The following is a 22,510-nucleotide window of genomic DNA, read 5'->3' as shown; positions in this document are numbered from 1 at the left end:
AACTGTTCATTTCGAATCCTGACACCATGCTCACCTATCAAATGGAAGTGTGGTGATTCGCTCTCCCCGCTTCCGCGCACGTTGCGATCCCGGCGGCGCTGTTGGGCGAGCCCCAAGCCTGACCCGAGAGATCCTCGAGGTCGCGCGTCGAGGCCTCGCCAGCCTGCGCGGCGATCAGCTCTCGAGATCGAAGCGGTGGGTGAGCTGCTCGAGGCGATGCGCCTGCTCGGCCAACCCCGCCGCCGTCGCGCGGATCTGCGTGCTCGAGGTCGCCGTGGTCGTCACCGACATCGCCACCTCGTGGATCGAGCGAGCCGCCTGCTCCGTCGCCGCGCTCTGCTGCTCGATCACCTGGGAGATGTGCCGCGCCGCGGCGGCCGTCCCCTCGGCCAGGGCTCGGCTGCGCTGCGTGCCCTCGATGGTGCCCGCGCTCGAGGTCTCGATCTCGCCGACGCGCGCGCGGACGTCTCCCAAGATCCCCGTGACCCGCTCGGCGAGGCGGCGCATCTCGGCAGCCACGAGCGCGAAGCCACGCCCGGCCTCCCCCGCGCGGGTCGCCTCGAGGGCGCCGTTGAGGGCGAGCAGGTCGCTGCGATCGGCGATCTCGTGGATGACCCCGAGGAGCTCGCCAATCCCGGCGGTGTGCCGGCCCAGCGCCCCGATCCGCCCGACGACGGCGTCCATCGCATCGAAGGCCGTGTCGGCGTTGGTCTGGACCTCGGCGGCCTCGCGCAGGATGTCCTCGGCCGCGACCGCCAGCGAGGACATGGTCTCGCCCACGGCGATCACGTTTTGGGACTGGCGCTCGCCAACGACCTCCTGCTCCTGAGTCGCCGCGTGAATCTCGCTGGCGGCCGTCGCCAGGTCGATGGCCGTCTCGCGGATCTGGACGACGGCCTCGCTCAGCTGCGTGAGCATGCCGCGGAAGGCGTCGTGGAGCTCGCCCGGGTGGTCGAGGCTGACCCGCAGATCGCCGCCAGCGACGTTGGTCGCGGCCTCGACGAGGCCGTCGAGCATGTCGAGGAGGTGGTTGAAGTTCTGGGCGAGGCGGCCGCACTCGTCGTTGTAGAGCGGGGTCAGGCGCTCGAGCGCACGGATCTCGCCTTCGCTCGCCATGCGCCGCGTCGCCCCGTCGAGCTCGGCGAGGAGGTCGCGCTGGACGCCCCAGGAGGTCAGGCTGATCAGCGCCCCGGGGACCGCCCCCAGGATCGAAGATACCAGCACCACGGCGATCAGCAGCCCGAGCTGCTCGTCGAGCTCGGCGACACCCAGCAGCCAGCGCCCTTCCTCGAGCTCGACCGCGGCCATCGCCTGCTGCGCCCGAGGATCGTAGCCTCGCAGGGCATCGGCGCCGAAGCGAGCCGACGCCAGGGTCAAGGGCGCGGGGAGCTGGGCGGCGTCGACGATGCGCAGCGCGACGTCCTCGACTGGCGCCTGCTCGCCCGTATCCACCCCGCCCGTCCCCATCTCCGTCGCGTCCAGCTCGTGAGCCGCCGCCTGGACGCGCACGAGCGTCACCGCGCTCGCCTCCGCCCGCAGTCCGCGGACCCGTATCAGGCCACCGATCGCCAGCAGACACATCGACGCCGCGACCACGATCGTCAGCAGGATCCTGACCTGATCCGCGCCCGCCGAGCTGCGCTGCCGCTCGACCGCGAGGCCGCGGCGAAGCAAGGCCGCGGCCAGCTCCCGGTGGTGCGGGATCAACAACACCCGGACGAGGTCACGGATCAGCAGCGAGCCGATCAGCGCCCCCATGAGCACGAAGCCCGCCGTGAGCAGCTCGGCGTCTCCGAGGCGCTCCGCGGCGCTACCGAGCAGCCCAGCGGCCAGCAGCGCGCCCATCGTCAGCAACCAAGACGAGGTGTAGACCAGGCTGAAACGCCAATCTGCGTGCTGGAAGGCGAGGTCTGCGGCGAGCAGCTCCCTGTCTTCCGCGGCCTCGCCCTTCTCCGACCAACGCCGCGCGGGCGCGACGATCCGCCACAGCCCGAGCAGCCCACCGACGCCGCGAATCAGGAGCAAGGCGATCATGGCGCCGACGCTCGTCACCTCGAGCATCCCCAGCCAAAACACCATCAGTGAGCCCGTGACGACGACATCGAAGAGCCCCGCCAACATCACCAGCCTGGCGAAGACATCCTTGTCTTGCGTCCGCTTCATCTCATGGAGTCTGCCCCGAGTCCGCCTCGGCGAGGCGCGAGCCCGAGTATGACAGCGAAGCTACACTCGATGCCGGTCTTCTTGGGCGTTCAGCCCCAGCTAGCCCACCACACGCCTCGGCTCACGCTCGGATCGGCGCGAGCTCGTCTCCCCCCTCGCCGCGCTGCGCGGGACGCAAACGGTCCACGGCGCGGGCGAAGGCGCTCATCGAGCGCGCTGGCGAGCCTCCTCAGCGGCGAGTGACCGGATAAGCGCTGGTCGACAGGAGCTCGCCCTTGGCGGTGCGAAAGGCGATAGCGATCGAGCGCCGGCCGCCGCTGGCGGTCCACTCGCGCAGCAGCGCCAGCTGCTCGCCGAGGGCTGGCAAGGCCGCGACGGGGCGCTGGAGGATCGACACGATGGTCGCGCCCTCGAGGGCCGCCACGCCCGGCCAGCGGGTGATCGGGGCACCTGGGACCAGCCCGGCGATCACCGGCGCGCCGCCCTCCTCGCTCGGCTCGAGGCGAAGCCCGAGGAGCTCCTCGGCGTCGATCCGCGCCTGCTCGTCGACGCTCGCGGCCTCGACCCTGAGCTCGAGCTCGTGCAGCGTGGGCAGGCCGAGCTCCCCCTGCCTGACCACGGAGATGGCGATCACCTCACCCGGGAGCAGGCCGCGGATCGACTCGCCAAAGATCCGCGCGAAGTCGATGCGGCCGCCGAGATCGGCGTCGAGGTCGTCGTAGCGCCGGCCACGGATGGCCACGATCACGTCCCCCGGCTCCAAGCCCGCGCGCTGTGCCGGGCGACCGGGGGTGACCTCGTCGACGCGCACGCCGCTGTGAAAGCCCAGGGGCGCGATGATCTCGGCGATCTCGGCGCGCAGATCGAGGCTCACGCCGATCATCCCCGAGCGCCCGCGGGTGCCGTCTTCGAGGGCCTGGAGGAAGAGGCGGATGCGATCGATGGGGATAGCGAAGCCGATGCCCTCCCCCCGGCTCGAGCGCGCCGTGGTGATCCCGACAAGCTCGCCGCGGAGGTTGAAGAGCGGGCCGCCGGAGTTGCCAAAGTTGATCGCCGCGTCGAGCTGGATCACCGGGAGCTGGCGGTTGGCCAGGACCTGGGTGCGCTCGAGGGCCGAGACGATGCCGGTGGCCACGGTCGCCTCGAAGCCCACGGGGGAGCCGATTGCGAACACCTGCTCGCCGAGGCGCAGGCGCGAGGACTCGCCCACGGACGCCGCCGCGAAGCGCTCGGGCTGCTCGCCCCGGAGCTGACGCTCGAGCTGGAGCACGGCCACGTCCTCGTCGGGGTCGGCGGCGATCACCCGCGCCGCGCGGGCGCGGCCGTCGGCGAAGCGGGCCGTGACCTGGGCGTCGGCGGCCTCGGGCCCGAGCACCGCCTGGGCCCGGAGCACCGGCTCGATCACGTGATAGTTGCTGAGCAGCACGCCCTGCTCGTCGTAGACGACCCCCGCCCCTCGCACGCCGCCGGCGAACTCGATGCTGACCACGCTGTCGCGGGTCGCCGCGATGGCGCGGACCAGCGGGCTGTCGCCAGGATCGCTGGCCTCGAGCGCGGCGCCCTCCCCCGCGTCCCCCCTGCCCGCGCGCCTGTCCGCGGTGCGATCGCCGGCTGATGCGTCTGGTTCCGCGTCCGTGTCCGCGCTCGCGTCGAGGCTGAGGGGGTCTCCCGCGGCGCTGTCAGAGCTGGGCTTCGCCGGGCGCCCGGCGAGGCCCAGCCACACCGCGGCGCCACCGAGCAGCGTGCCCACGAAGGCGGCCCCCATGGCCGCCCAGATCGGATAGGCGTCGCGCTCGCGCTTGCTGCCCTCGCCGCTCATCTCGCCGGGCTCTTATTCGATCTTCTTCCAGAACCGACTCGTCGGCCACCAGATGACCTCTGCGCGACCCTTGACGTTGCCCCGCGGGACGAAGGGGCGCGGCCGGCTGACGTCTTTTTGCAGGAAGTTCTCGGGGTCGAGGCCCTTCTCGTAGGCACGATCGGCGAGCTCGCGGGCGTCGGCGCGCTCGGGGCACATCGTGCTCCGGCAGGTCAGCGAGACGACCAGCTCGGTCTCGGCGATCACGAACAAGAAGGTGTGGCCGTTGGCGCTGTGGCCGTACCAGGCGCTCGGCCCGAGGCCGTCGACCTGCTCGTCCCCCTCGGTGCTCAGGCCGCTGTCGACGATGGCCTGCTTGCGGGCCGCGAAGGCGGCCTGGAGGCCCTGCTCGGGCTGGCGCTCGACGTCGAGGTAGACCGAGTTGCCGTCGTCGAGGACGGCGCCCTCGAACACCAGGTGATCCCAGTAGTAGCTCCCGGGCGTCGACGCTGCCTCGGACTCGGGCAGCCCGCCGAGGTCGCTCGAGCTCAGCAGCTCGGGCAGGCGCTCGGCCTCCTTGATCGCGATCTCGTAGCGCGAGGCGACCAGCGCGGCCAGGCGCACGGCGTCGTCTTGGGACTTGCAGCGCCGCGGGCCGCACTCGAGCACCGAGACCATCTCGCGTTCGCTGTCGGCGTCGACCACCGTCCAGCTCTTGCCCTCGCTCCCGGGCACCACCCAGGCGTCCTCGCCGAGCTGGCCGCCGTCGTCGCTGACGGCCACGGCCTCGCGGACCGGACGATCGAGGCGCTCGGCCAGCGCCGGCGCCAACGGCCCCGCGCCGAGCTCGGCCAGCGCCGCGTCGCGGAGCACGGCCACGCCCTCGTAGGGCTTGCGCCACGCTCGCAGGTGCACGCCCTGGCCCTCGGGGCCGAAGCGGCGGTCCAAGAAGCGCTCCTGGACCTTGCCCCGGCCGGGGTAGCTGTCCGGGCGCCCGGCCTCGCGGATCAGCAGCTCGCGGGCGTCGTAGTCGGGGTTGGCCTCGTAGGCCTCGAGGATCCGGGCGACCCGCGAGGCGAGCTCGCTGCGCCGCAGGCAGCGCTTGCGCCCGCAGTGCAGGCGAAACAGCGCGTCGCCCTCGGGCGCGCGGAAGATCAGCTCCGAGGTCGCGTCGTGGAGCCCATAGCGCAGCGCGCCGATGTCCTCGCCAAAGGACTCGAGGCGCTCGCGCTCGTGCTCGCGCAGGCCACGATCCTCGCGCAGCAGGTCGGCCATCGCTAGCGTCTCGTCGGCCGCGTAGTGGCTGACCAGCGACTCGAAGGTGGCCTCGAGATCGATCGGCGCGGACCGCCAGACCTCGAGCTCGAGCTCGTGCGCCGGCGACGGCCGCTCGGCCAGGTAGCGCAGCTCGTCGACGTTGGCCTCGTCGTTGGCGTCGATGTAGCTGTGATCCTCGCGGGTCTCGATTCGACCCTTTTGCCCGGTCAGATCGCGGACGTCGATGCGCGTGAGCAGGCCCGAGGCGCTCACGGCGTCGGTGGTCACGGTCCACGCCAGCGAGTCGTGGGAGGCGTTGCGGTTGTCGCCCATGACCAGCAGGTGGCCCTCGGGCACCTCGAAGATCCGGCTGCTCGCGTCCATGGCCCGCTGATCGTCGCGGTAGCGGACCTCGTAGACGTGGTCGTCGAGGGTCTCGCGGTAGACCGTGCAGTTGTCGATGGGCTGGTTCGAGTTCTCGGCCAGGCAGCGCGTCGAGGCCAGGCGCTCGCGCTCGATCAGCTCGAAGCTGTCCTCGCCGGCGCGCTTGATCTCGAGGCGACGGCGGTCGAGGTTGACGCGGATCTGGTCCCCGGGCAGGCCGATGACCCGCTTGATGAAGTCGTCGGACTCGTCGAGGGGGTAGCGAAAGACGATGACCTCACCCCGGGAGATCGAGCCGATCATGTCCTCGCCGACGATCGTCGAGGTCAGCGGGATCTGGACGCCGTAGAGGAACTTGTTGACGAAGATGTGATCGCCGGCGCGCAGCGTCGGCATCATGCTCCCGCTGGGGATCTTGAACGGCTCGTAGACGCAGCTGCGCACGGCCAGGGCCACGCCGATGGCGATCGCTATGTTCTCCAGCGAGTCACGCAGCGCGCTCTTGCGGGCGAAGGAGGCGTGCTGGTGGAGCAGCTCGTCGAGGTGCTCGGCCTCGACCTCGAGCGCGACCAGGTCCTCCTTGGGCTTTTGGGCCCGCAGCGCCAGGATCGTGGCCACCGTCTGCTCGATCTCGCTGACCACCGCCTCGGGGATCCGCGCCCGGTGGCGGTGGAGGATCTTGTCGGCCTCGCGCACGAGCATGCGCGCGGCGGAGCGCACGTGCCCGGCCGAGCGGGTGGGCTGGGCCTCGTCCCCCTGCTGGGCGTGGCTGGCCGTGGGGCGCTTGCGGTTGGCGCGGGCCCGGCTACCCGCGGGCGTCGGCCCTTGCTTGGGGTCGGCGGCGCCGCTCTCGTCGGAGCTGGTTCGATCGGGCATGGACCTAGGGGTGGGGACTCAGCTGTCCAGCTTCAGGATGGCATGAAAAGCACCCTGCGGGATCTCGACGTTGCCGACGGCCTTGAGACGCTTCTTGCCCTTCTTTTGTTTCTCGAGCAGCTTGCGTTTGCGGCTGGCGTCGCCGCCGTAGCACTTGGCGAGCACGTTCTTGCGCAGGGCCTTGACCGTGGTCCGAGCGATGATCCGCGAGCCCACGGCCGCCTGGATGGCGACCTCGAACTGCTGGCGCGGGATCTCCTCTTTCATCTTCACACACAGGTCGCGGCCGCGGTTGAAGGCCTTGTCCCGGTGGGTGATCAGCGAGAGCGCGTCGACCTTCTCGCCGTTGACCAGCAGGTCGAGGCGGACGAGGTCGGCGCGGCGGTACTCGCCGTGCTCGTAGTCGAGGCTGGCGTAGCCGCGCGAGATCGACTTGAGCTGGTCGTAGAAGCCGAACACGACCTCGGCCAGGGGCAGCTCGTAGGTCAGCTGCACCCGCGAGGTGGTCATATAGGACAGGTCGCGCTGGATGCCGCGGCGCTCCTGGCAGAGCTTCATGACCGGGCCGAGGTGCTCCTCGGGCAGCTGGATGCGCCCGAGGATCATCGGCTCCTCGATCATCTCGATGTCGCCGGCGTCGGCGAAGTGCGCCGGGTTGTCGATGATCGCGACCTCGCCGGTCTTGTCGGTGACCCGATACTTCACGCTCGGGGCCGTGGTGATCAGGTCGAGGTTGTACTCGCGCTCGAGCCGCTCCTGGATGATCTCCATGTGCAGCAGGCCCAGGAAGCCCAGGCGAAAGCCGAAGCCCAGGGCCTCGGAGGTCTCGGGCTCCCAGGTCACGCTGGCGTCGTTGAGGGTCAGCTTGCCCAGGGCGTCGCGGAGGTCGGCGTACTGGGCGCTGTCCGTGGGGAACACGCCCGCGAAGACCATCTGCTGGACCTCCTTGAAGCCCGGCAGCGCCTCGGCGTCGCGGTCCTCGGCGAGGACCACGGTGTCACCGACCTTGGAGTCGACGACCTCCTTGACGTTGCAGATCATGAACCCGACCTCGCCGGCCTCGAGCTTGTCGAGCTTGAGCGGCTCGGGGGAGAACACCCCGACCTCGAGGACGTCGTAGCGCTTGTTGGTGGCCACGAAGCGCACCTCTTGCTTGGGCAGCAAGGTCCCCGACATCACCCGGACCAAGGAGATGACCCCGCGGTAGGTGTCCCACCACGAGTCGATGATCAGCGCGCGCAGGGGCCCCTTGGGGTCCAGGCGAGGCGGCGGCAGGTAGGTGACGATGGCCTCGAGCAGCTCGTCGATGCCCACCCCCGTCTTGGCGCTCACGCAGATCGCCTGGCTGGCGTCGAGGCCGACCATCTCCTCGATCTGCTCCTTGGCGGCCTCGATGTCGGCGCTCGGCAGGTCGATCTTGTTGATCACCGGGATGATCTCGAGGTCGGCGTCGAGGGCCAGGTAGACGTTGGCGAGGGTCTGGGCCTCGACACCCTGGGCCGCGTCGACGACCAGCAGGGCCCCGTCACAGGCCGCCAGCGAGCGCGAGACCTCGTAGTTGAAGTCGACGTGCCCGGGGGTGTCGATCAGGTCGAGCTGGTACTCGCGGCCGTCGTCGGCCTGGTAGCGCATGCGCACGGCCTGGGCCTTGATGGTGATGCCCCGCTCGCGCTCGATGTCCATGCGATCGAGGTACTGCGCGGCCTTGTCGCGCTCGCCGAGCAGGCCGGTGTGCTCCATCAGCCGGTCGGCGAGCGTGCTCTTGCCGTGATCGATGTGCGCGATGATGCAGAAGCTGCGGATGTGTTCCCGGGGCGGGATCGTGCCGGTCTCGCCGGCGGATTGAACAGGGGCGCTCATGGCGTAGCTGCGCGGCGGTCTACCACATCGGCTTGGCGCCATCGACCGCCCGGAGCTCTAGCGCAGGCGGCGCGCGGCGGCTTCATGGCCACGCCCCCGCGGAGCCTTCACCATCCCCTCGAGGGGTGAAATCACCGCGCGGACCGGGCCCCCGCGCCCTTGCCGGACTTCCGGCGCCGGCCTACCCTTCGACGACGGTGCTCGCATCTCCTCGCTACGCCCCCGCCCTCCTCGGGTTGGCCCTGGTGCTCTCGCCGGGCTGCAAGAACCGCGGCAAGAAAGGCGACGCCGACGCCCCCGACGAGTCGAGCGAAGACGCCCTCGCCGAGGGAGAGGCCAAGGACGCCGACGATCCCGAGGGGGACGGCCCCGGGGTCCGCGGCCGCAACCGCAACGCTCGCGATCTCGAGTATCTCAGCGTCAACGGCGAGCGCTGCGATCGCGCCGGCAAGCGCGAGAACCAGGTCGACACCAATCAGGACGGCTACGCCGATCTGATCACCTTGTTCACCGCCGAGGGCTCGCTGAGCTGCAAGCAGGCCGACCTCAACTTCGACGGCAAGCTCGACGCCTTCGTCTACTACGCCGCCGACGGGAGCGTCGAGCGCGAGCAGTACGACCAGGACTTCGACGGCCGCATCGACATGGGCCGCTACTACAAAGAGGGCAAGCTCGCCCGCGACGAGCTCGACCTCAACCAGGACGGCTTCGCCGACTCGTGGCGGATCTACGACGAGGGCCGGCTGATCCGCGTCGAGACCGACCGCGACGCCGACGGCCGCGCGGACATGTTCACCTACTACCTCGGCAAGCAGATCGACCGCATCGGCTACGACGTCAACGGCGACGGCAAGGTCGACAGCTGGGATCACGACGCGGCCCGCCGCGCGCGGCTGGCCGCCCAGGCTCGCCGCGCGCCCGAGGCCAGCGAGGCGGCCGAAGAGGACGCCTACGTCGACGAAGACGCGGCTGGCGAGGGCGCCGAGGGCTCGGAAGAGGGCGGCGACACCGAGGGCGCGGGCGCGGCCCAAAAGCCCAAGCCCGCGGCCAAGAAGCCCAAGCCCGCGGCCAAGAAGCCAAAGTCGGCCGGCGCGGGCGAGTCCAAGTAGGCCCGAGGGGGCCGACCCACCCCGGAGAGGGTCGACCCACGACTCGACCCATGGACGCCGCGCATATCTGTTAGAGTCAGCCCGGCATGAGCAAGGACGAGCCCGAAGCCGAGCCCGAGCTGGCAGCCTCCGAAGAGGACGAGCACGACGACCAGGACGACTTCGCGGCGCCCTTCGAGGCGCGCTCCTTTGGTGGCGAGTTCGTGTGGGCCGAGGGCGCCCGCTACACCTGCAAGGTCCTGCGCGTGCGCGCCGGCGAGAAGGTGCTGATCTCCACCCGCGGGCGCAGCGACATGACCGTGATGCTGACCGGCGGCCGCGCCGTGCTCGAGGTCGTCGAGGCCGACAACGCCGAGATCGATCGCGTCGAGCTCCTGCCCGCGGCGCCGGTCCAGATCAGCCCCGAGCGCGAGCACCGGCTGGTCGCGCTCACCGAGGTCGAGCTCTACACGGTCTACTCGCCGCTCGAGAGCGAGTAGCCCGTCGGGAAGGCCACGTGCCCGAGCACGGCCGCCTGTGAGGCGCCCGTGACCTTGGGCAGCGAGCTCTCGAGGCCCGCCATGGTCCGCGCGGCGATCAGCGCGATCGCGGCGGGCTCGTGGTGCGAGGCGGCGAACACCCCCTGATCGGCGGTCTGCACGGGCAGCGAGCAGTACTCGCCAACCAGCCGGCGCAGGGTCGGGTTGAGGGCCCCGCCGCCGGTCAGCAGCAGCGAGCGCACGCCCTCGAGATCCGCGTGGGCCGTCTGGGCGATCATCCGCGCGGTCACGGCGATCACCGAGGTCAGGAGGTCGCGCTCGTCGATGTCGGTGAAGCGCTCGAGCAAGCGCGTGGTGTAGCCGTGGCCAAAGTCCTCGCGCCCCGTGGAGCGCGGCGGCGGCTTGGCGAAGAAGGGGTGGGCGAACACGTGGTCGACCACGCCGGCGTCCGCCCTGCCCCCGCGGCTGAGCAGGCCGTCGCGGTCGTACTCGAGATCCCCAGAGCTGATCTGCCGGGCCAGGTAGTCGGCGATCATCATGCCCGGGCCGATGTCGTAGCCGACGACGTCGGCGAGGGACTCGGTCACGTGGGTGACGTTGGCGATGCCCCCGATGTTGACGACCAGGCGCCCGGACTCGCTCGCCGGCGTGAAGAACCAGTGGGCGAAGGGCACGATCGGCGCCCCCTCCCCGCCAAAGACCATGTCGGCGGCGCGCATGTCCCCGACCACCGGCTTGCCCAGGGCCTCGGCGAGCACGCTGCTGCTGCCGATCTGCAAGGTGTTGGGCGTGGCGTGACCGAGGCTCCCGCGGGCCGAGGGCGGGCCGTGCCACACGGTCTGGCCGTGCATCCCGATCACCTTGGCGTGGCGCCAGCCGTCGAGGCGGCGGACGGCCTCGGCGTAGCGCCGGGGGAGCTCGGCGTGGAGCTCCGACAGCCGCGGCACCCTGAGCTTGGTCGGATCGGTGAGCTCCGCCTGGAGCTCGGGCTCGAAGGGCACGTGGGCGTGGTCGACGACCCGCGGGGTGTGGCGCTCGTGGAGCGACTCGAGCTCGAGCAAGAGCGCGTCGACGCCATCGCCCGAGGTCCCGCTCATGATCCCGACGGCGAGCTGCCGCGCCACGCTCACGCCTTCACCTCGCTGATCCCCGTCGTGCCCATCAGGACTCGATTTTGCGCGCGGCGGAGCCCGAATTCGAGGACCTCCATCACACGCTCGCCGCCGCGGGCCGCCAACACCCAGGCCGCGGCCTCGCGGGCACCCGGGTGCGCGTCGGCGACCGCCACCCCCACGCCAACCGCCTCGAACACCGGCGCGTCGTCGATGCCGTCGCCGATGTGCAGCACCCTCCCCGCCTCGACGCCACCGTGGCGCGCACGGATCTCCTCGAGCGCCGCGATCTTGTCGCTGACGCCGAGCCAGTCGGTCGCGCAGCGCAGGTGCTCCATCCGCACCCGCGCGGCTGTGGTCTTGTTGCGCGACAGCGGGACGACCTTCAGCCCCGCTCGAGCCATGCGCAAGATGGCCTCGCCGTCGCGCACGCTGTAACGCTGAACCCAGCCGACGCCCTCGCCGGCCCACCAGGTCGTCGCGTCGGTCAAGGTGCCGTCGATGTCGAAGGTGAGCAGCTCGACGTCGGCGAGGCGCGACTCGAGAGCTTCGGAGACCGGATCAGTGTCGGGCGAGAGCATGGCGGCGCGTCTCCCTCACCCTGCAACAGGCCGACAGCCCTGGGCGAATTTGTGGCGAAGCGCGCTCGTCGCCGTCTGTCTCCCTGACAAATGCCAGAGATAGATGGCACTCAGACCCGGTCCAGGCACGAATTTGAAGCGCGCCCACAGCGCAAAAACGCCACACCCCGAACCCATGTTTTACTCGGCCGTCGATGCGCGACGCCAGCACGCCGCTCACGGTCGCCCAAGCCACGGCAGCCGTGGCAAGAGCCCAGGACCTCCCAGCGCTCCTCGAGGCCCTGCTCGCTTTGTGCGTCGCGCTGCCGGGCATCGACGCCGACGCGACATGCGTCATCACCGAGCACGACGCGGCCAGCCTTCACGCGGCCCCGGCGAGCCCGCGCTGGTTGCAGACCGGACTGATCGCGGACCGCTCGGCCTACCGCGTGGAGCTGCGCGAGGGCGTGGCCGAGACGCTCTTGGCCGTGATGCTCATCGCCCCTCTCGATAGCGGCCATCGCTCGCATGTCGAGGTCGCCGGACAGCTCGTCCACGCCCTGGGCAGCAAGGCCGCGACCGAGCTCCTGGCCAGGCATCGCGGCGAGCGGCACCTCGACGGCCTACGCGACGCGCCCTCGCTCGAGCTCCTGGCCAGCGGACCGCAGCTAGAGATCGAGTTTTTAACCCATGAGACCAGCCGCCTGCTCGACACGAGCGAGGGCCACGGCCTCAGCGAGTCCCTGCCCACCTCCGAGGCCCAGGGGCTGCTCTCCCTGGCCGAGCACGTGACCCGCACCGGGCGGCCGTTTTTGGGGACGCAGGTGCGGATCCACGGGCTCCCGGGCAACGGGGGCGAGCTCGCCTACTACAACCTCGCGGTCAAGCCCTGGCTCGATCTCCGCGGCGGCTCGGGCGAGCAGCTCGGGCTGCTGATCCAGGGCGTGAACGTCACCGAGCTCGTCCAGGCGCGCCAGGCCTACGAGGCGATGAACGCCCGCCTGCGCGAGCTGGTCGACACCGTCGACGCCGTGGTCTGGGAGCTCGATCCGCAGCGCCGCAGCTTCAACTTCGTCGCGGGCTGGAGCCACCGCTACGGCCGCGGCTGGACGCACAACCTCGAGCCCGAGCTGGCCCTCGAGGTCGCCCACCCCGAGGACCGCGACAAGCTGCGCCAGGCGGTCGAGCGCGCCGCGTTTTGCGATGAGTCCGTCGAGATCAGCGTCCGCGTCCAGGTCGCGCCTCGCCGCGGGGCGCCCATCGAGCAGCGCTGGTTTCATGTCCGCATGCACCGGATCGACGCCAGCGCCGAGGGGGCCGGGGTCGTCATCCGCGGGGTGACCGTGGACATCACCGAGCGCGTCCAGGCCGAGCGCATGGTCGCCCGCGCGCGCCAGCAGCAGAGCCTGTCGATGCTCGCGCGCGGGGCCGCCCACGACTTCAACAACATGCTCGGCGCCGCCGCCCTGCACATCGACGAGGCCATGCGCCTCGCCACCCAGGCGCCCAGCCTCGAGGGGGCCGCCCGCGAGCAGGTCCGCGAGCAGGCCCACCACCACATGCAGGTGGTCTCGGCCTCGCTCGGACGCGCGACTCAGCTGACCCGCCGGCTGCAGGTCTTCGCCGGCGACGCCAAGCCCGAGCGCGTCGAGATCGTGCTCGCGGACGAGCTCGCCGCGATGCAGGCGATGCTCGCCAGCTTGCTGCCCCCCGACGTCAGCCTCGAGCTCGAGTTTGGCGAGGCCGGCACGATCACGGTGCTCGCCGATCCCTCGCAGCTCCAGCAGGTGCTGATGAACCTGGTGATCAACGCCGGCCAGGCCAGCAAGGAGCGCGGCGGCGTGGTCCGCCTGCGACTGCGCACGGCCAGCCAGGAGCAGGCCGTGGGAGCCTGCGCCGCCGGCGGCCACCCCGAGGGCCCGCTGGTCTGCATCGAGGTCCAAGACGAGGGCGAGGGCTTCGCCGCCGGCAACGTCGAGCGCGCCTTCGATCCCTTCTGGAGCACGCGTGGACCCGGGCGCGGCCTCGGCCTGGCGATCGTCGCCGGCGTGCTGCGATCGCACGCCTGGAGCGTGCTCGTCGACAGCGCTCCTGGCCGCGGGACCTGCTTTCGCATCTTCGCGCCGATCCACGGCCGGCGCGTCCTCGCTCACCCCGAGCAGCGCGGCCCCGCCCCTGTCCCAGGACCGGCGACACCTCGCCTGCTCCTGGTCGAAGATGAGGCCGTGATCCGTTTCTTGCTCACGGACGAACTCGAGGCCGCCGGCTTCGCCGTGACCGAGACCGATCGCGCCAGCTTGGCCCTCGCCGAGTTCGAGCGTGCCCCCTGCCCGCGCGAGACCTGGGCGGGGGCCTTCGTGGATCTCCAGCTCCCGGACGAGCCTGGCGAGCTGGTGATCCAGGCCCTGCGCCGGCGTGATCCCGAGCTGCCGATCGTGATCATGACCGGGCGCTGTGACGACGATGTCCACGCCATGGCTGCGCGCCTTGGTGCCGAGGTGCTCTGCAAGCCCTTCGGCACCGAACAGATCCCTCCCCTCCTCCGAGGCCTCCGCTACACCAAGGAGTCGCAATGAGCTCGCTGTCCGAGTCCACGACAGAGTCGACCGAGTCCATCATCGAGCAGCTGCACGCAGCCCTCGAGGCCTCCGAGGCCTCCGAGGCCAACTTGCGCCGGTCCAGGCACGAGCTGCGCAACGACCTCCAGCTGATCAACAGCCTGACCGCGATCCAGCTGCGCCAGGTCAGCGACCCGCGGGCCCGGGCCGAGCTGCTGCGCTGTTACCAGCGGATCGGTTCGTTGGGCGTGGTCTACCAGCAGAGCGCCAGCGCCTCCGGGGTGGTCGCCGCCGATCGCTGCCTGCTCGCGCTGACCGACTTCTACGCGGCCAGCATCCGCGCCCACGCGGGCGGGAAGCAGCTCGAATTCGTCGTCGACGCCGACTCGCTGTGCTGGTCACGCGCGCAGGCCGTGCGGATCGCCCTGATCCTCGATGACCTGCTGTTTTGCGTCCATCGTCACGTACAGCCGCCCACGCCGGACCAGGCGCGGGTCGAGCTCGAGCTGCACGCCATGCCAGGAAGCTCGGGCGAGGCCGAGATTGCTCGCCTCGTGCTGCGTGGCTGGGCCGGGCTCAACCCCGACTGTGCCATGGCGCGCGCGGTCGCCGAGCAGCTCGGGGGTAGCCTCGAGATTCGAGCTTCCCCTGGCGGCGCGAGTCAGGCCGTGTTGTGCTTGCCACTGGCCGCCGAAGGTCCAACGCAATGAGCGAGCAGCAAGAGCAGCAGCAGCAGCAAGCGTCACGAGGGCGGGCGATCATCGTCGAGGACGAGTGGATCGTCGCGCGAGATCTGCAACAGCTCCTCGAAGAGATCGGCATCGAGGTCGTGCGCCTGGTCCGACGCCCCGAGGACCTCGAGCCGCTCCTCACCGAGCAGCGCCCCGACCTCCTGCTCCTCGACATCGATCTCGACGCAGAGATCGACGGCATCCAGCTGGCCTCGCAGATCCAGCGCCGCCACGACTGCCCGGTGCTCTTCGTGTCCGGCCACGCCGAGCCCACGACCCTCGCTCGCCTGCGCAAGGTCGCGGCCAGCGGCTTCGTGGTCAAACCCTTCACTCGCGTGCAGCTCGAGGCCGCCATCGAGGTCGCGCTCTCGCGGCCGCGCGCGGCCAAGACCGAGGAGGCTCAGACGGCGCTACGCGAGATCGCCAGGGTCCTCGCCGACGTCGGGGCGCTGCCCAACGCGACCGCGAGCCACGACTGGCGCCGGGTCCCGGGCCTCGAGGACCTGTCTCCGCGCGAGGCAGAGGTCCTCGACGCCCTGCTCGCCCACCGCCGTCCGCCGCAGATCGCCAAGGATCTCGGCATCAGCCCGCACACGGTCCGCAACCACCTCAAGTCGATCTACGCCAAGTGCGGCGTGCGATCGCAGACCGAGCTGCTCCAGCTGATCGTCGAGGGCTGAGCCCGCTCGGCGCCCAACTCGGCGCCCAGCTCGGCCCTCAGTCCAGCTCGGCCCTCAGTCCAGCGCCTTTTCGATCTTCGAGAGCAGCTCGTCGAGGGCGAAGGGCTTGGTCACGTAGTACTTGGCCCCGACGTTGATGCCCTCGACCACGCTGCGCGGGTCGTTCTTGGCCGTCAAGAAGATCACCGGGACCGCGCGGGTGCCCTGGTTGCGCTTGATGGCCTTGACGAAGGTCATGCCGTCGAGGCGCGGCATCATCACGTCCGCGATGATCAGATCGGGCTGCTCCTGCTCGAGGGCGGTCAGCCCGAGCAGGCCGTCGTAGGCCTGCGTGACGCGGTACCCCTGGGCCGTCAGCGCCTTGCCGAGGAGAGTCTGAACTGCAGGGTCGTCTTCGACGATGAGGATGTGCTCGCCCGCCACGCGCGAGACGCTAGCACAAGTTGTGCCCCCGCGTTCACCGCGAGATCACTGTGCGGCCGACTCCGTCGCCAGCCGCGACGGCAAGCCCCCAGCGGCCGGCGAGGCCCCCGAGACACCCCGGGCACGCCCGCAGACCTCGGCCTCGACCGGCTCGGCCGACATCCGGTCGAGGATCGTGACCCCGCCGTTTCGCCAGCAGCGAAGCTCGACCTCGACGAGCTCCTCGCGGCGACCCTCTCGCGCCCGGCGGACCACCAGGTGCGAGCCGTCGAGCCAGCTGCCGCTGTTGCCGTAGACCACCTGGCCGCGGCGTTCGAGGCTCCCGCGGTGGCTGTGGCCCATCAGCACGATCCGCGTCCCGGTGACCTCGCCGACGCTGGACGCGACCTCGAGCATGTCCCGGGCGATGTTGCGAGGCGAGCGCCGTCGCTTGACGCCCAGGGCCGCCAGCGCGCCGACACCCAGACCCAAGCCCAGGCCGAGGAACACCGACCAGTCGAGGGCGAAGAAGATCAGCGGTGTCAGCAGTGTGGGGCCGAGCACGCTCAGAGCGAGGTCGAGGGCCGTCACCGAGAGCACCCCGCCCACGCTCGCGGAGCTCGGCGGCGGGGCCATGCTCTGCAGGGTCGTCAGCGCGCCCATCTGCAGCCCGGCGTTTTGGGCGATCTTCTCGAGGCGCGCGTCGTGGGCGGCCCGCCCGGCCTTGTCCACGCGACCGCTGCTAGCCCACAGCGCGAGCATCGAGCCGACCATGCGCAGGTACAAGAAGAGCACCCGGACCATGAAGCGCCAGCCTCGAGCGATGGCCCAGCGCAGGTAGTCCATGGTCGTGAACTTGTCCGCCGCGTCGTAGTCGATCTCCGGCATGCGGTTGGTGAAGCGCCGGGTGGCGACCTCGGCGACGCTCTTGACCAGGCGCCCGCCCCGGGTCGGCGAGAGCTGAGCGTGGGTCGAGCAGGCCGGGTCGAAGAAGTGCCCGTGCTCGATCCACGCCCCACCGTCGCGCAGGAACCAGGACACGAAGCGCACGCTCCCCGCCCCGACCTCCTCGAGGTTGGCGACCCCCGTGGACGTGATCTCGCGGCTGCCCTGCTCCGTGGGCGCGCCCTCGAGGCGGCCGGCGAGGGCCTCGCGGACCGCCGGGTAGAGCAGCTCGGCGTCATGGTTGCCGACCACGAAGATGATCGAGTTGCCCTCCTCGAGGAAGGAGCACAGCGCGTCTTCGACCCGCGGATAGGCGTCGAGCACCGCGTCGAGGCGCTGGACCGCGACCTGCTCGGGGTCATCCCCCGGGTCGCCGATCTCGATGTTCCAAAAGTCGATGAAGTCGCCGTTGACGACGAGCTGCCACGGCCCCTCGCGGGCGTAGTGATCGAGGAACTGTGGCAGCGACTCCTCGAGGCGCGTGGCCAGGTGCACGAACTCTCCGCGGGTCCTCGGCTTGAGGTGCGATCCCAGGTGGAGATCACTCATCAACAAGAGGTCGCGCACGCCCGGGTTGTAGCAGCTTCCCTGGGCGGGGGCACCACGACTGACGGGCAGCGGCCAGCCGGCAGCGGACAGCCGGCTGCTAGCCGTCGGCTGCGGGCAGCTCGAGGCTCATGCGGCCGAGCTCGCGCTCGATCTGGGCGCGGAGCTTGGCCTCGCTCATCCCCAGGCGCTTGGCCGCTTTGCGCAGAGAGTAGCGGCTGTTACCGACGCGCAGCTTGGTGTCGGGGAGCAGCGCGACCTTGCCCTCGGCGTCCTTGCCGGCGCCCTCGAGGCCGACGTAGACGTCCCGCCCGGTCAGCGCCGGAAAGGCCTCGACGAGGCGCCGGTAGGCTTTTTGCTCTTTGGCCGAGAGTTCGTCGACGTCGAGCTCCCCGAGGTTGAGGACCGCGCCACCGTCGAGCTGGCCGTCGACGTAGGTGGCCCGCGAGGCGCGGATCGCCGGCGCGACGGCGCTCGGTGCGGCCGACCTCTTGGCGGTCCCCTGGCGACGCAGGTGCGGGTTGCGGACCTGATAGGCGTCGGCGGCCTGATCCCCGTCCTCGCCCCGCTTCTTCACCATGCTCCGCTGGCGCGGGGGGAGCTCCGCGAGGGGGACGCGCACCCAGCCCTGGTCGACCTGCGGAGCGCCCTCTTCCGAGAGCATCTCGGGGCTCTCGTACCACTGCGGCAGCGCGGTGAGACGCTGCCACATCACGCCCAGGACAAGCGCGGCCGCGAGCGCGACGATGAGCAGGGCGACGGCGATCTTCTTGCCCATGAGCCGCGAGTGTAGCGCGAGCGCTGGACGCCTGCCGGCTGTGGTGAAATACCCAGCTCACCCGCCGATGGCCGTGTTCAAGACCCGCCCCAGGCTTCGCTTGCTCCTGGTCAGGCCACTCGTCGCCGGCGAGACCGGCGAATTCATCGCCGAACTCGAGTGCCCCAAGGCGGTCCCCGTCAGCGCCGTGAACCTGACCTTTTTTGGAGACGTGGTCTGGAGTCACAAGGGCCGCCACGCCTGGGGTCAGCGAGGCACCCTCGCGCGCTCGCGCTTCATCGAGCACGAGCAGACGCTGATCCCCCCAGATCGAGCTCGCGTGCTCGAGGCGGGCCTGCACCGGCTGCGCGCGCAGCTGCGCCTCGACGCGGCCTCCCCCGGATCGTGGTCCGGCGAGCATCTGGGGATCGAGTACGGGGTCCTGCTTCACGCCGAGATCCCCTGGTGGCCGGACGCCCGCGCCGACTTCTCGGTGCAGGTCCTCGCCGCCCCGCGCAGCGAAGCCGAGGGCGCGCCCAAGGTCTACGTCAGCCACAGCGGCGGGCCGCCGGCGAAGGGCGCCTACGTCGAGGTCTCCCTGGGCCAGCAGCTCGTGCGCCCGGGCGGCGTGCTGCGGGCCTCCGTGGCCCTGGGCAACGTCGCCAGCTGCGAGTACCGCAAGCTCCTCGTCTCGGTCCTCGCCCACGAGACCCTGCCCGCGCCCCTGGGCGGCAGCGTCCACTTCGAGCACTCGATCGCGCGCTGGACCGTCCCGATCGCCCCTGGCGTGGGCGAGCTCCAGCCGATCCCCTTTCGGCTGCTGCTCCCCGAGGGCATCGCCCCGGGCTTTCAGATCTACGGCCACCAGATGCAGTGGCTGCTCAAGGTCCACGCCGAGGCCTCGTGGATGGCGGACGCCAGCTTGCGCGTGCCCATCGAGGTCGGGACGCTCTCCCCCGACGCGAGCGAGAGCGCCGACCCCGAGGCCCTCCCCCTCGCCGTGGGCGCGGATCGCCTGGTCCTGATCTGGACCGCCGTCGCCCGGGAGAACGACCTCAGCGTCGTCAACGCGCGGCTGCGCGGCCAGCGGGGCGACGCGAAGATCGAGATCGTCCGTGGTCAAAGCGCCAGCGGTGCCCAGGTCATCGCCCACATCACCCTCCCCAGCCTCGGCGTCGGCCTGACCCATGTCGAGATCGGGCACGGCCTGCTCGGCCTCGATCGCCACGTCACCCTGGTCGCCCGCGATCGCCGGCAGAGCCAGGCCATCATCGCCAAGCTCGGGCCGCTGCTCGACGAGGTCCAGGCCAGGGACTACGCGCTGCTCTTCGCCCGCGACGATCAGCTGCGCCTGGCCATGCCCGGCGCGGGCCTCGAGCTCGCTCCGCTCTCGGCCTTCGCTCGCTTCGTGCTGCGCTTCGCCGCGGCCATCGACGGCGCGCGAGAGGACCTCCCCCCGCCAGCGGTCGCCGCCCCCCTCGTCGAGCCGTGGCAGCAGGCAGCCCGCAGCTTGCGGGGGCGGCTGCGGCTGAGCGACCTCGACCTCGAGATCGAGCGCGAGGGCGATCGGGTGGTCATCGCCTGCGTGTTCGGCCCGATCCCCTTCGAGGCCGACGCCCCCCTGCAGGCGACCCGCCTCGAGCTCCGGGTCGAGGCCGCGATCCCCTCCCGCCTCCACCTCCAGTGGAGCTCCGACGTCGCCCTGCCCGAGCACGAGTGGCCGCTGGCCGAGCTCGTCGCGCCGCCGACCTGGGCGCGACCAGGCGCCAAGGTCGGCCTGCTGATCGACGCCCAGAGCGTGCGCGTGTTCTTGCCCGCGCCGCTCGTGGATCCGCGGGCCGAGTTCGAGCGCGTCGAGCAGCTCTTCGCCATCGGACGCCGGCTCAGGGGCGAACAAGGGCCCTATCGCTAGTCCGCCCCCAGGCCGCCCTGAAGCCGGCCTCAGGCCCGGGCGCGAGAAAATCTCTCGGCCACGGGAACCTCGGGGGGAGGTCGCGGTCTGAGTGCCCGGCAACGACGCAACGGCCCCGCCACCTGCGAGCGCGCAGCACCGAGCTCCCTTCGCAGGCGACCACACGACGGCCGCGACCCAGGACGAGTGCGCCTGGTCATCGAGCACCTGCACCTTCGACCTTCGACAAGGACCTCCATCATGGCCACCAAGACCCTCCGCTTCCGTATCTTCCGCGACGGCCAGCTCGTCGACACCCGCAGCTTCGATCAGGACATCATCAAGCTCGGGCGCCTCGCCAGCAGCCACCTGCAGCTCGACGGCGAGGGGGTCGGCCGCATGCACGCGGTCATCGAGGTCAGCCAGGCCGGCGAGCTGCGGCTGATCGATCTCGGGAGCGCGATCGGGACCGCGGTCAACGGCGTGGCCGTCGATCGCAACACGGTGCTCGGCGACGGCGACGTGCTCGAGTGCGGCCCCTTCCGCCTCGAGCTCAGCCTCGCGGCGCCCTCCTCCGTGGCGGCTCGCCCGGCTCGCCCTTCGCTGCCCAGCGAGCGCGCGATCGCAACGCCCCCGAGCGCCGCGGCGCGGGTCGACCTCTCCCAGGTCGAAGACGCCAGCGAGCAGGTCGCCGAGGTCGTGACCAGCTACCAGCGCTCGATCCTCGACGTCTCCCACGTCGGTCAGAGCCGCAGCCGCAAGCGCAGCGCCCTGCCCTTGCTGGGCCTCGGCGGCGTGCTCATGGCGGGCGGCCTGGGCCTGTTCGCCTACGAGGTCAGCCAACCCTGGGAGAGCTACAGCCGCGAGCTCGCCGAGGCCACGCAGCAGCACGCCGAGGCCCCCGAGGCCCCCGGCCTGGGCACCGGCGCCCTCGGCCTCGGGCTCGCGCTCCTCGGCCTCGTGCCCTTCGTGGCCGGGTCCATGCGCCGGCGCGAACAGGGCCTCGACTGCTTCGCCATCGGTGAGAGCCCCGCTGCCAACTTCAAGGTCAGCGGCCACGGCCTGCCCGACCCCGGCGCGACCGCGCTGGTCAGCCGCGTCCCCGGTGGCTACGCCCTGTCGTTCACCGATCAGATGCGCGGCAGCGTCGAGATCGCCGGCCAGCGCCTGGGCCTCGACGAGCTCGTGCACAGCGGCCGCACCCAGCCGAGCGCCGGCCTGCACACCTACGCCCTGCCCAAGGGCGCCCGCGCCCGGGTCGATCACGGCGACGTGCACTTCGACGTCAGCCTCGTCAATCGCGGCGCCGTGGTGGCTGGCCGCGGCGAGATCGACTGGCCGTTTTGGGGCTACTTCGGCGGCACGGCGACCATCGCCACCGCCTTCTACCTGCTGATGCGCTCGATCCCCGACGACGCCATGGCCATGCAGCTCGACGACGAGCAGGCCGCGAACCGCTTCGCGTCCTTCTTCCACCAGGCCGACATGGAGCCCGAGCAAGAGGAGGCCCAAGTCGAGCCCGAGCAGGTCGAGAGCAACGAGGCCTCGGGCGGCGACACGGGCAAGCGCGCCGCCGGACCCGAAGGCCGGATGGGCGACCGCACGGCCAAGGCCGCCAACAAGTCCTACGCCATGGCCGGCTCGCCCAACAGCATCCCGCAGATCTCGCGGACCTTCGACCCCAGCCAAGAGGCGCGCACGGCCGGCTTGCTCGGGCTGATCGCCCAGCAAAACGGTCACTTCCTGGCCTCGGCCGACGGCGGCGCGTTCTCGGTCGGCAAGGACGACCAGGACGTGTGGGGCAACCTCGTGGGCACGGAGATCGGCGCGGCCTATGGCCCCGGCGGCCTCGGCCTCGCGGGCACCGGTCGTCAGGGCGGCGGGACCTCCGAGGGCCTGATCGGCATGGGCAACACCGGGCTCATCGGCCACGGCACCGGCACCAACGGGACCGGCTTCGGCACCGAAGGCGGCGGCAGCGTCACCGGCTTCACCGACAGGAAGAAGCGCACCCCCGTGGCGCAGATCGGCAAGTCCAAGGTCGTCGGCGCCATCGACAAGGACACGATCCGCCGCATCGTCCGCGCGCACCTCAACGAGGTCCGCGGCTGCTACAACTCGGGGCTGACCCGCGATCCCAACCTCGAGGGCCGGGTGCTCGTGCACTTCTCCATCGTCGGCACCGGCAAGGTCGGCAGCGCGATCGTCCAGGAGAACACCACCCACGACAAGGCGGTGGGCGACTGCATCGCCAAGGCGGTCAAGCGCTGGAAGTTCCCGCCCACGCGCAACGGCGGGACCGCCATGGTCACCTACCCCTTCCGGCTCAACGCTCGCTGAGCGAGTCGAAACCCAACCCCCGCGGGCGCGTCCAGGTGGCGCGCCCGCTTCAATTTTTTCCG

The 22,510-nt window shown here is 71.0% G+C and carries 16 protein-coding genes; 7 read left to right on the top strand and 9 right to left on the bottom strand.

The window, feature by feature from the left end; genetic code table 11:
- Window positions 1-174: 174 nt before the first annotated feature.
- The 4 genes from G6O69_RS28245 to lepA all read right to left on the bottom strand — a co-directional run bounded on the left by G6O69_RS28245 (window position 175) and on the right by lepA (window position 8,338).
- Window positions 175-2,163 (bottom strand): methyl-accepting chemotaxis protein, encoded by a 1,989-nt coding sequence (locus G6O69_RS28245; protein ID WP_172306586.1) that lies wholly within the window; start codon window positions 2,161-2,163, stop codon window positions 175-177.
- 229 nt (window positions 2,164-2,392) lie between these two features.
- Window positions 2,393-3,982, bottom strand: coding sequence for a trypsin-like peptidase domain-containing protein (locus tag G6O69_RS28240; RefSeq protein WP_172306585.1), 1,590 nt, complete (start codon window positions 3,980-3,982; stop codon window positions 2,393-2,395).
- A 12-nt stretch (window positions 3,983-3,994) separates the two neighbouring features.
- Window positions 3,995-6,478, bottom strand: a complete 2,484-nt coding sequence (lepB, locus tag G6O69_RS39460) for a signal peptidase I (protein WP_172306584.1) — start codon at window positions 6,476-6,478, stop codon at window positions 3,995-3,997.
- Window positions 6,479-6,496: 18 nt separating this feature from the next.
- Window positions 6,497-8,338 (bottom strand): translation elongation factor 4, encoded by a 1,842-nt coding sequence (gene lepA, locus G6O69_RS28230; RefSeq protein WP_172306583.1) that lies wholly within the window; start codon window positions 8,336-8,338, stop codon window positions 6,497-6,499.
- A 197-nt stretch (window positions 8,339-8,535) separates the two neighbouring features.
- Here lepA and G6O69_RS28225 point away from each other — a divergent pair, with 197 nt between their 5' ends.
- Window positions 8,536-9,447: a hypothetical protein gene (locus G6O69_RS28225; protein ID WP_172306582.1), complete on the top strand. Its 912-nt coding sequence runs from the start codon at window positions 8,536-8,538 to the stop codon at window positions 9,445-9,447.
- An 86-nt stretch (window positions 9,448-9,533) separates the two neighbouring features.
- Complete coding sequence (locus G6O69_RS28220) at window positions 9,534-9,926, top strand: hypothetical protein (RefSeq protein WP_172306581.1); 393 nt, start codon at window positions 9,534-9,536, stop codon at window positions 9,924-9,926.
- Here the strand turns inward: G6O69_RS28220 and G6O69_RS28215 are convergent.
- Window positions 9,902-11,050, bottom strand: a complete 1,149-nt coding sequence (locus G6O69_RS28215; RefSeq protein WP_217909927.1) for an anhydro-N-acetylmuramic acid kinase — start codon at window positions 11,048-11,050, stop codon at window positions 9,902-9,904. The two genes, G6O69_RS28220 and G6O69_RS28215, sit on opposite strands and share 25 nt — an antisense overlap.
- Before the next feature lie 2 nt (window positions 11,051-11,052).
- Complete coding sequence (locus G6O69_RS28210) at window positions 11,053-11,619, bottom strand: HAD hydrolase family protein (RefSeq protein WP_172306579.1); 567 nt, start codon at window positions 11,617-11,619, stop codon at window positions 11,053-11,055.
- Window positions 11,620-11,813: 194 nt separating this feature from the next.
- Here G6O69_RS28210 and G6O69_RS28205 point away from each other — a divergent pair, with 194 nt between their 5' ends.
- From G6O69_RS28205 to G6O69_RS28195, 3 genes are read left to right on the top strand one after another with little or no spacing between them, the layout of a single operon-like run.
- Window positions 11,814-14,174 (top strand): ATP-binding protein, encoded by a 2,361-nt coding sequence (locus G6O69_RS28205; RefSeq protein ID WP_172306578.1) that lies wholly within the window; start codon window positions 11,814-11,816, stop codon window positions 14,172-14,174.
- Window positions 14,171-14,866 carry a histidine kinase dimerization/phosphoacceptor domain -containing protein gene (locus tag G6O69_RS28200; RefSeq protein WP_172306577.1) on the top strand — a complete coding sequence of 232 codons (696 nt, stop codon included), beginning with the start codon at window positions 14,171-14,173 and terminating at the stop codon, window positions 14,864-14,866. Before G6O69_RS28205 ends, G6O69_RS28200 begins: the two co-directional genes overlap by 4 nt.
- The gene (locus G6O69_RS28195; protein WP_172306576.1) at window positions 14,863-15,567 is read left to right on the top strand and encodes a response regulator; all 705 of its coding nucleotides are present in this window, start codon (window positions 14,863-14,865) and stop codon (window positions 15,565-15,567) included. The genes G6O69_RS28200 and G6O69_RS28195 overlap by 4 nt, the downstream gene beginning before the upstream one ends.
- A gap of 54 nt (window positions 15,568-15,621) precedes the next feature.
- Here G6O69_RS28195 and G6O69_RS28190 read toward each other — a convergent pair whose 3' ends face one another.
- The 3 genes from G6O69_RS28190 to G6O69_RS28180 form a co-directional block, all read right to left on the bottom strand.
- Window positions 15,622-15,990, bottom strand: coding sequence for a response regulator transcription factor (locus G6O69_RS28190; RefSeq protein WP_172306575.1), 369 nt, complete (start codon window positions 15,988-15,990; stop codon window positions 15,622-15,624).
- Between the two features lie 45 nt (window positions 15,991-16,035).
- Window positions 16,036-17,481 (bottom strand): metallophosphoesterase, encoded by a 1,446-nt coding sequence (locus G6O69_RS28185; protein WP_172306574.1) that lies wholly within the window; start codon window positions 17,479-17,481, stop codon window positions 16,036-16,038.
- A 79-nt stretch (window positions 17,482-17,560) separates the two neighbouring features.
- Window positions 17,561-18,238: a hypothetical protein gene (locus G6O69_RS28180; RefSeq protein WP_172306573.1), complete on the bottom strand. Its 678-nt coding sequence runs from the start codon at window positions 18,236-18,238 to the stop codon at window positions 17,561-17,563.
- Between G6O69_RS28180 and G6O69_RS28175 the strand changes: the two genes are divergently transcribed.
- Complete coding sequence (locus tag G6O69_RS28175; protein WP_176397135.1) at window positions 18,207-20,129, top strand: hypothetical protein; 1,923 nt, start codon at window positions 18,207-18,209, stop codon at window positions 20,127-20,129. The two genes, G6O69_RS28180 and G6O69_RS28175, sit on opposite strands and share 32 nt — an antisense overlap.
- A 240-nt stretch (window positions 20,130-20,369) precedes the next feature.
- Entirely contained in the window at window positions 20,370-22,448 is a 2,079-nt protein-coding gene (locus G6O69_RS28170; RefSeq protein WP_172306571.1) for an AgmX/PglI C-terminal domain-containing protein, read from the top strand.
- Window positions 22,449-22,510 lie beyond the last annotated feature (62 nt).

It is taken from the genome of Pseudenhygromyxa sp. WMMC2535 (assembly GCF_011083025.2).
The sequence above is the reverse complement of the archived record's forward strand: the minus strand, read 5'-3'. Positions and strand labels throughout refer to the sequence as shown.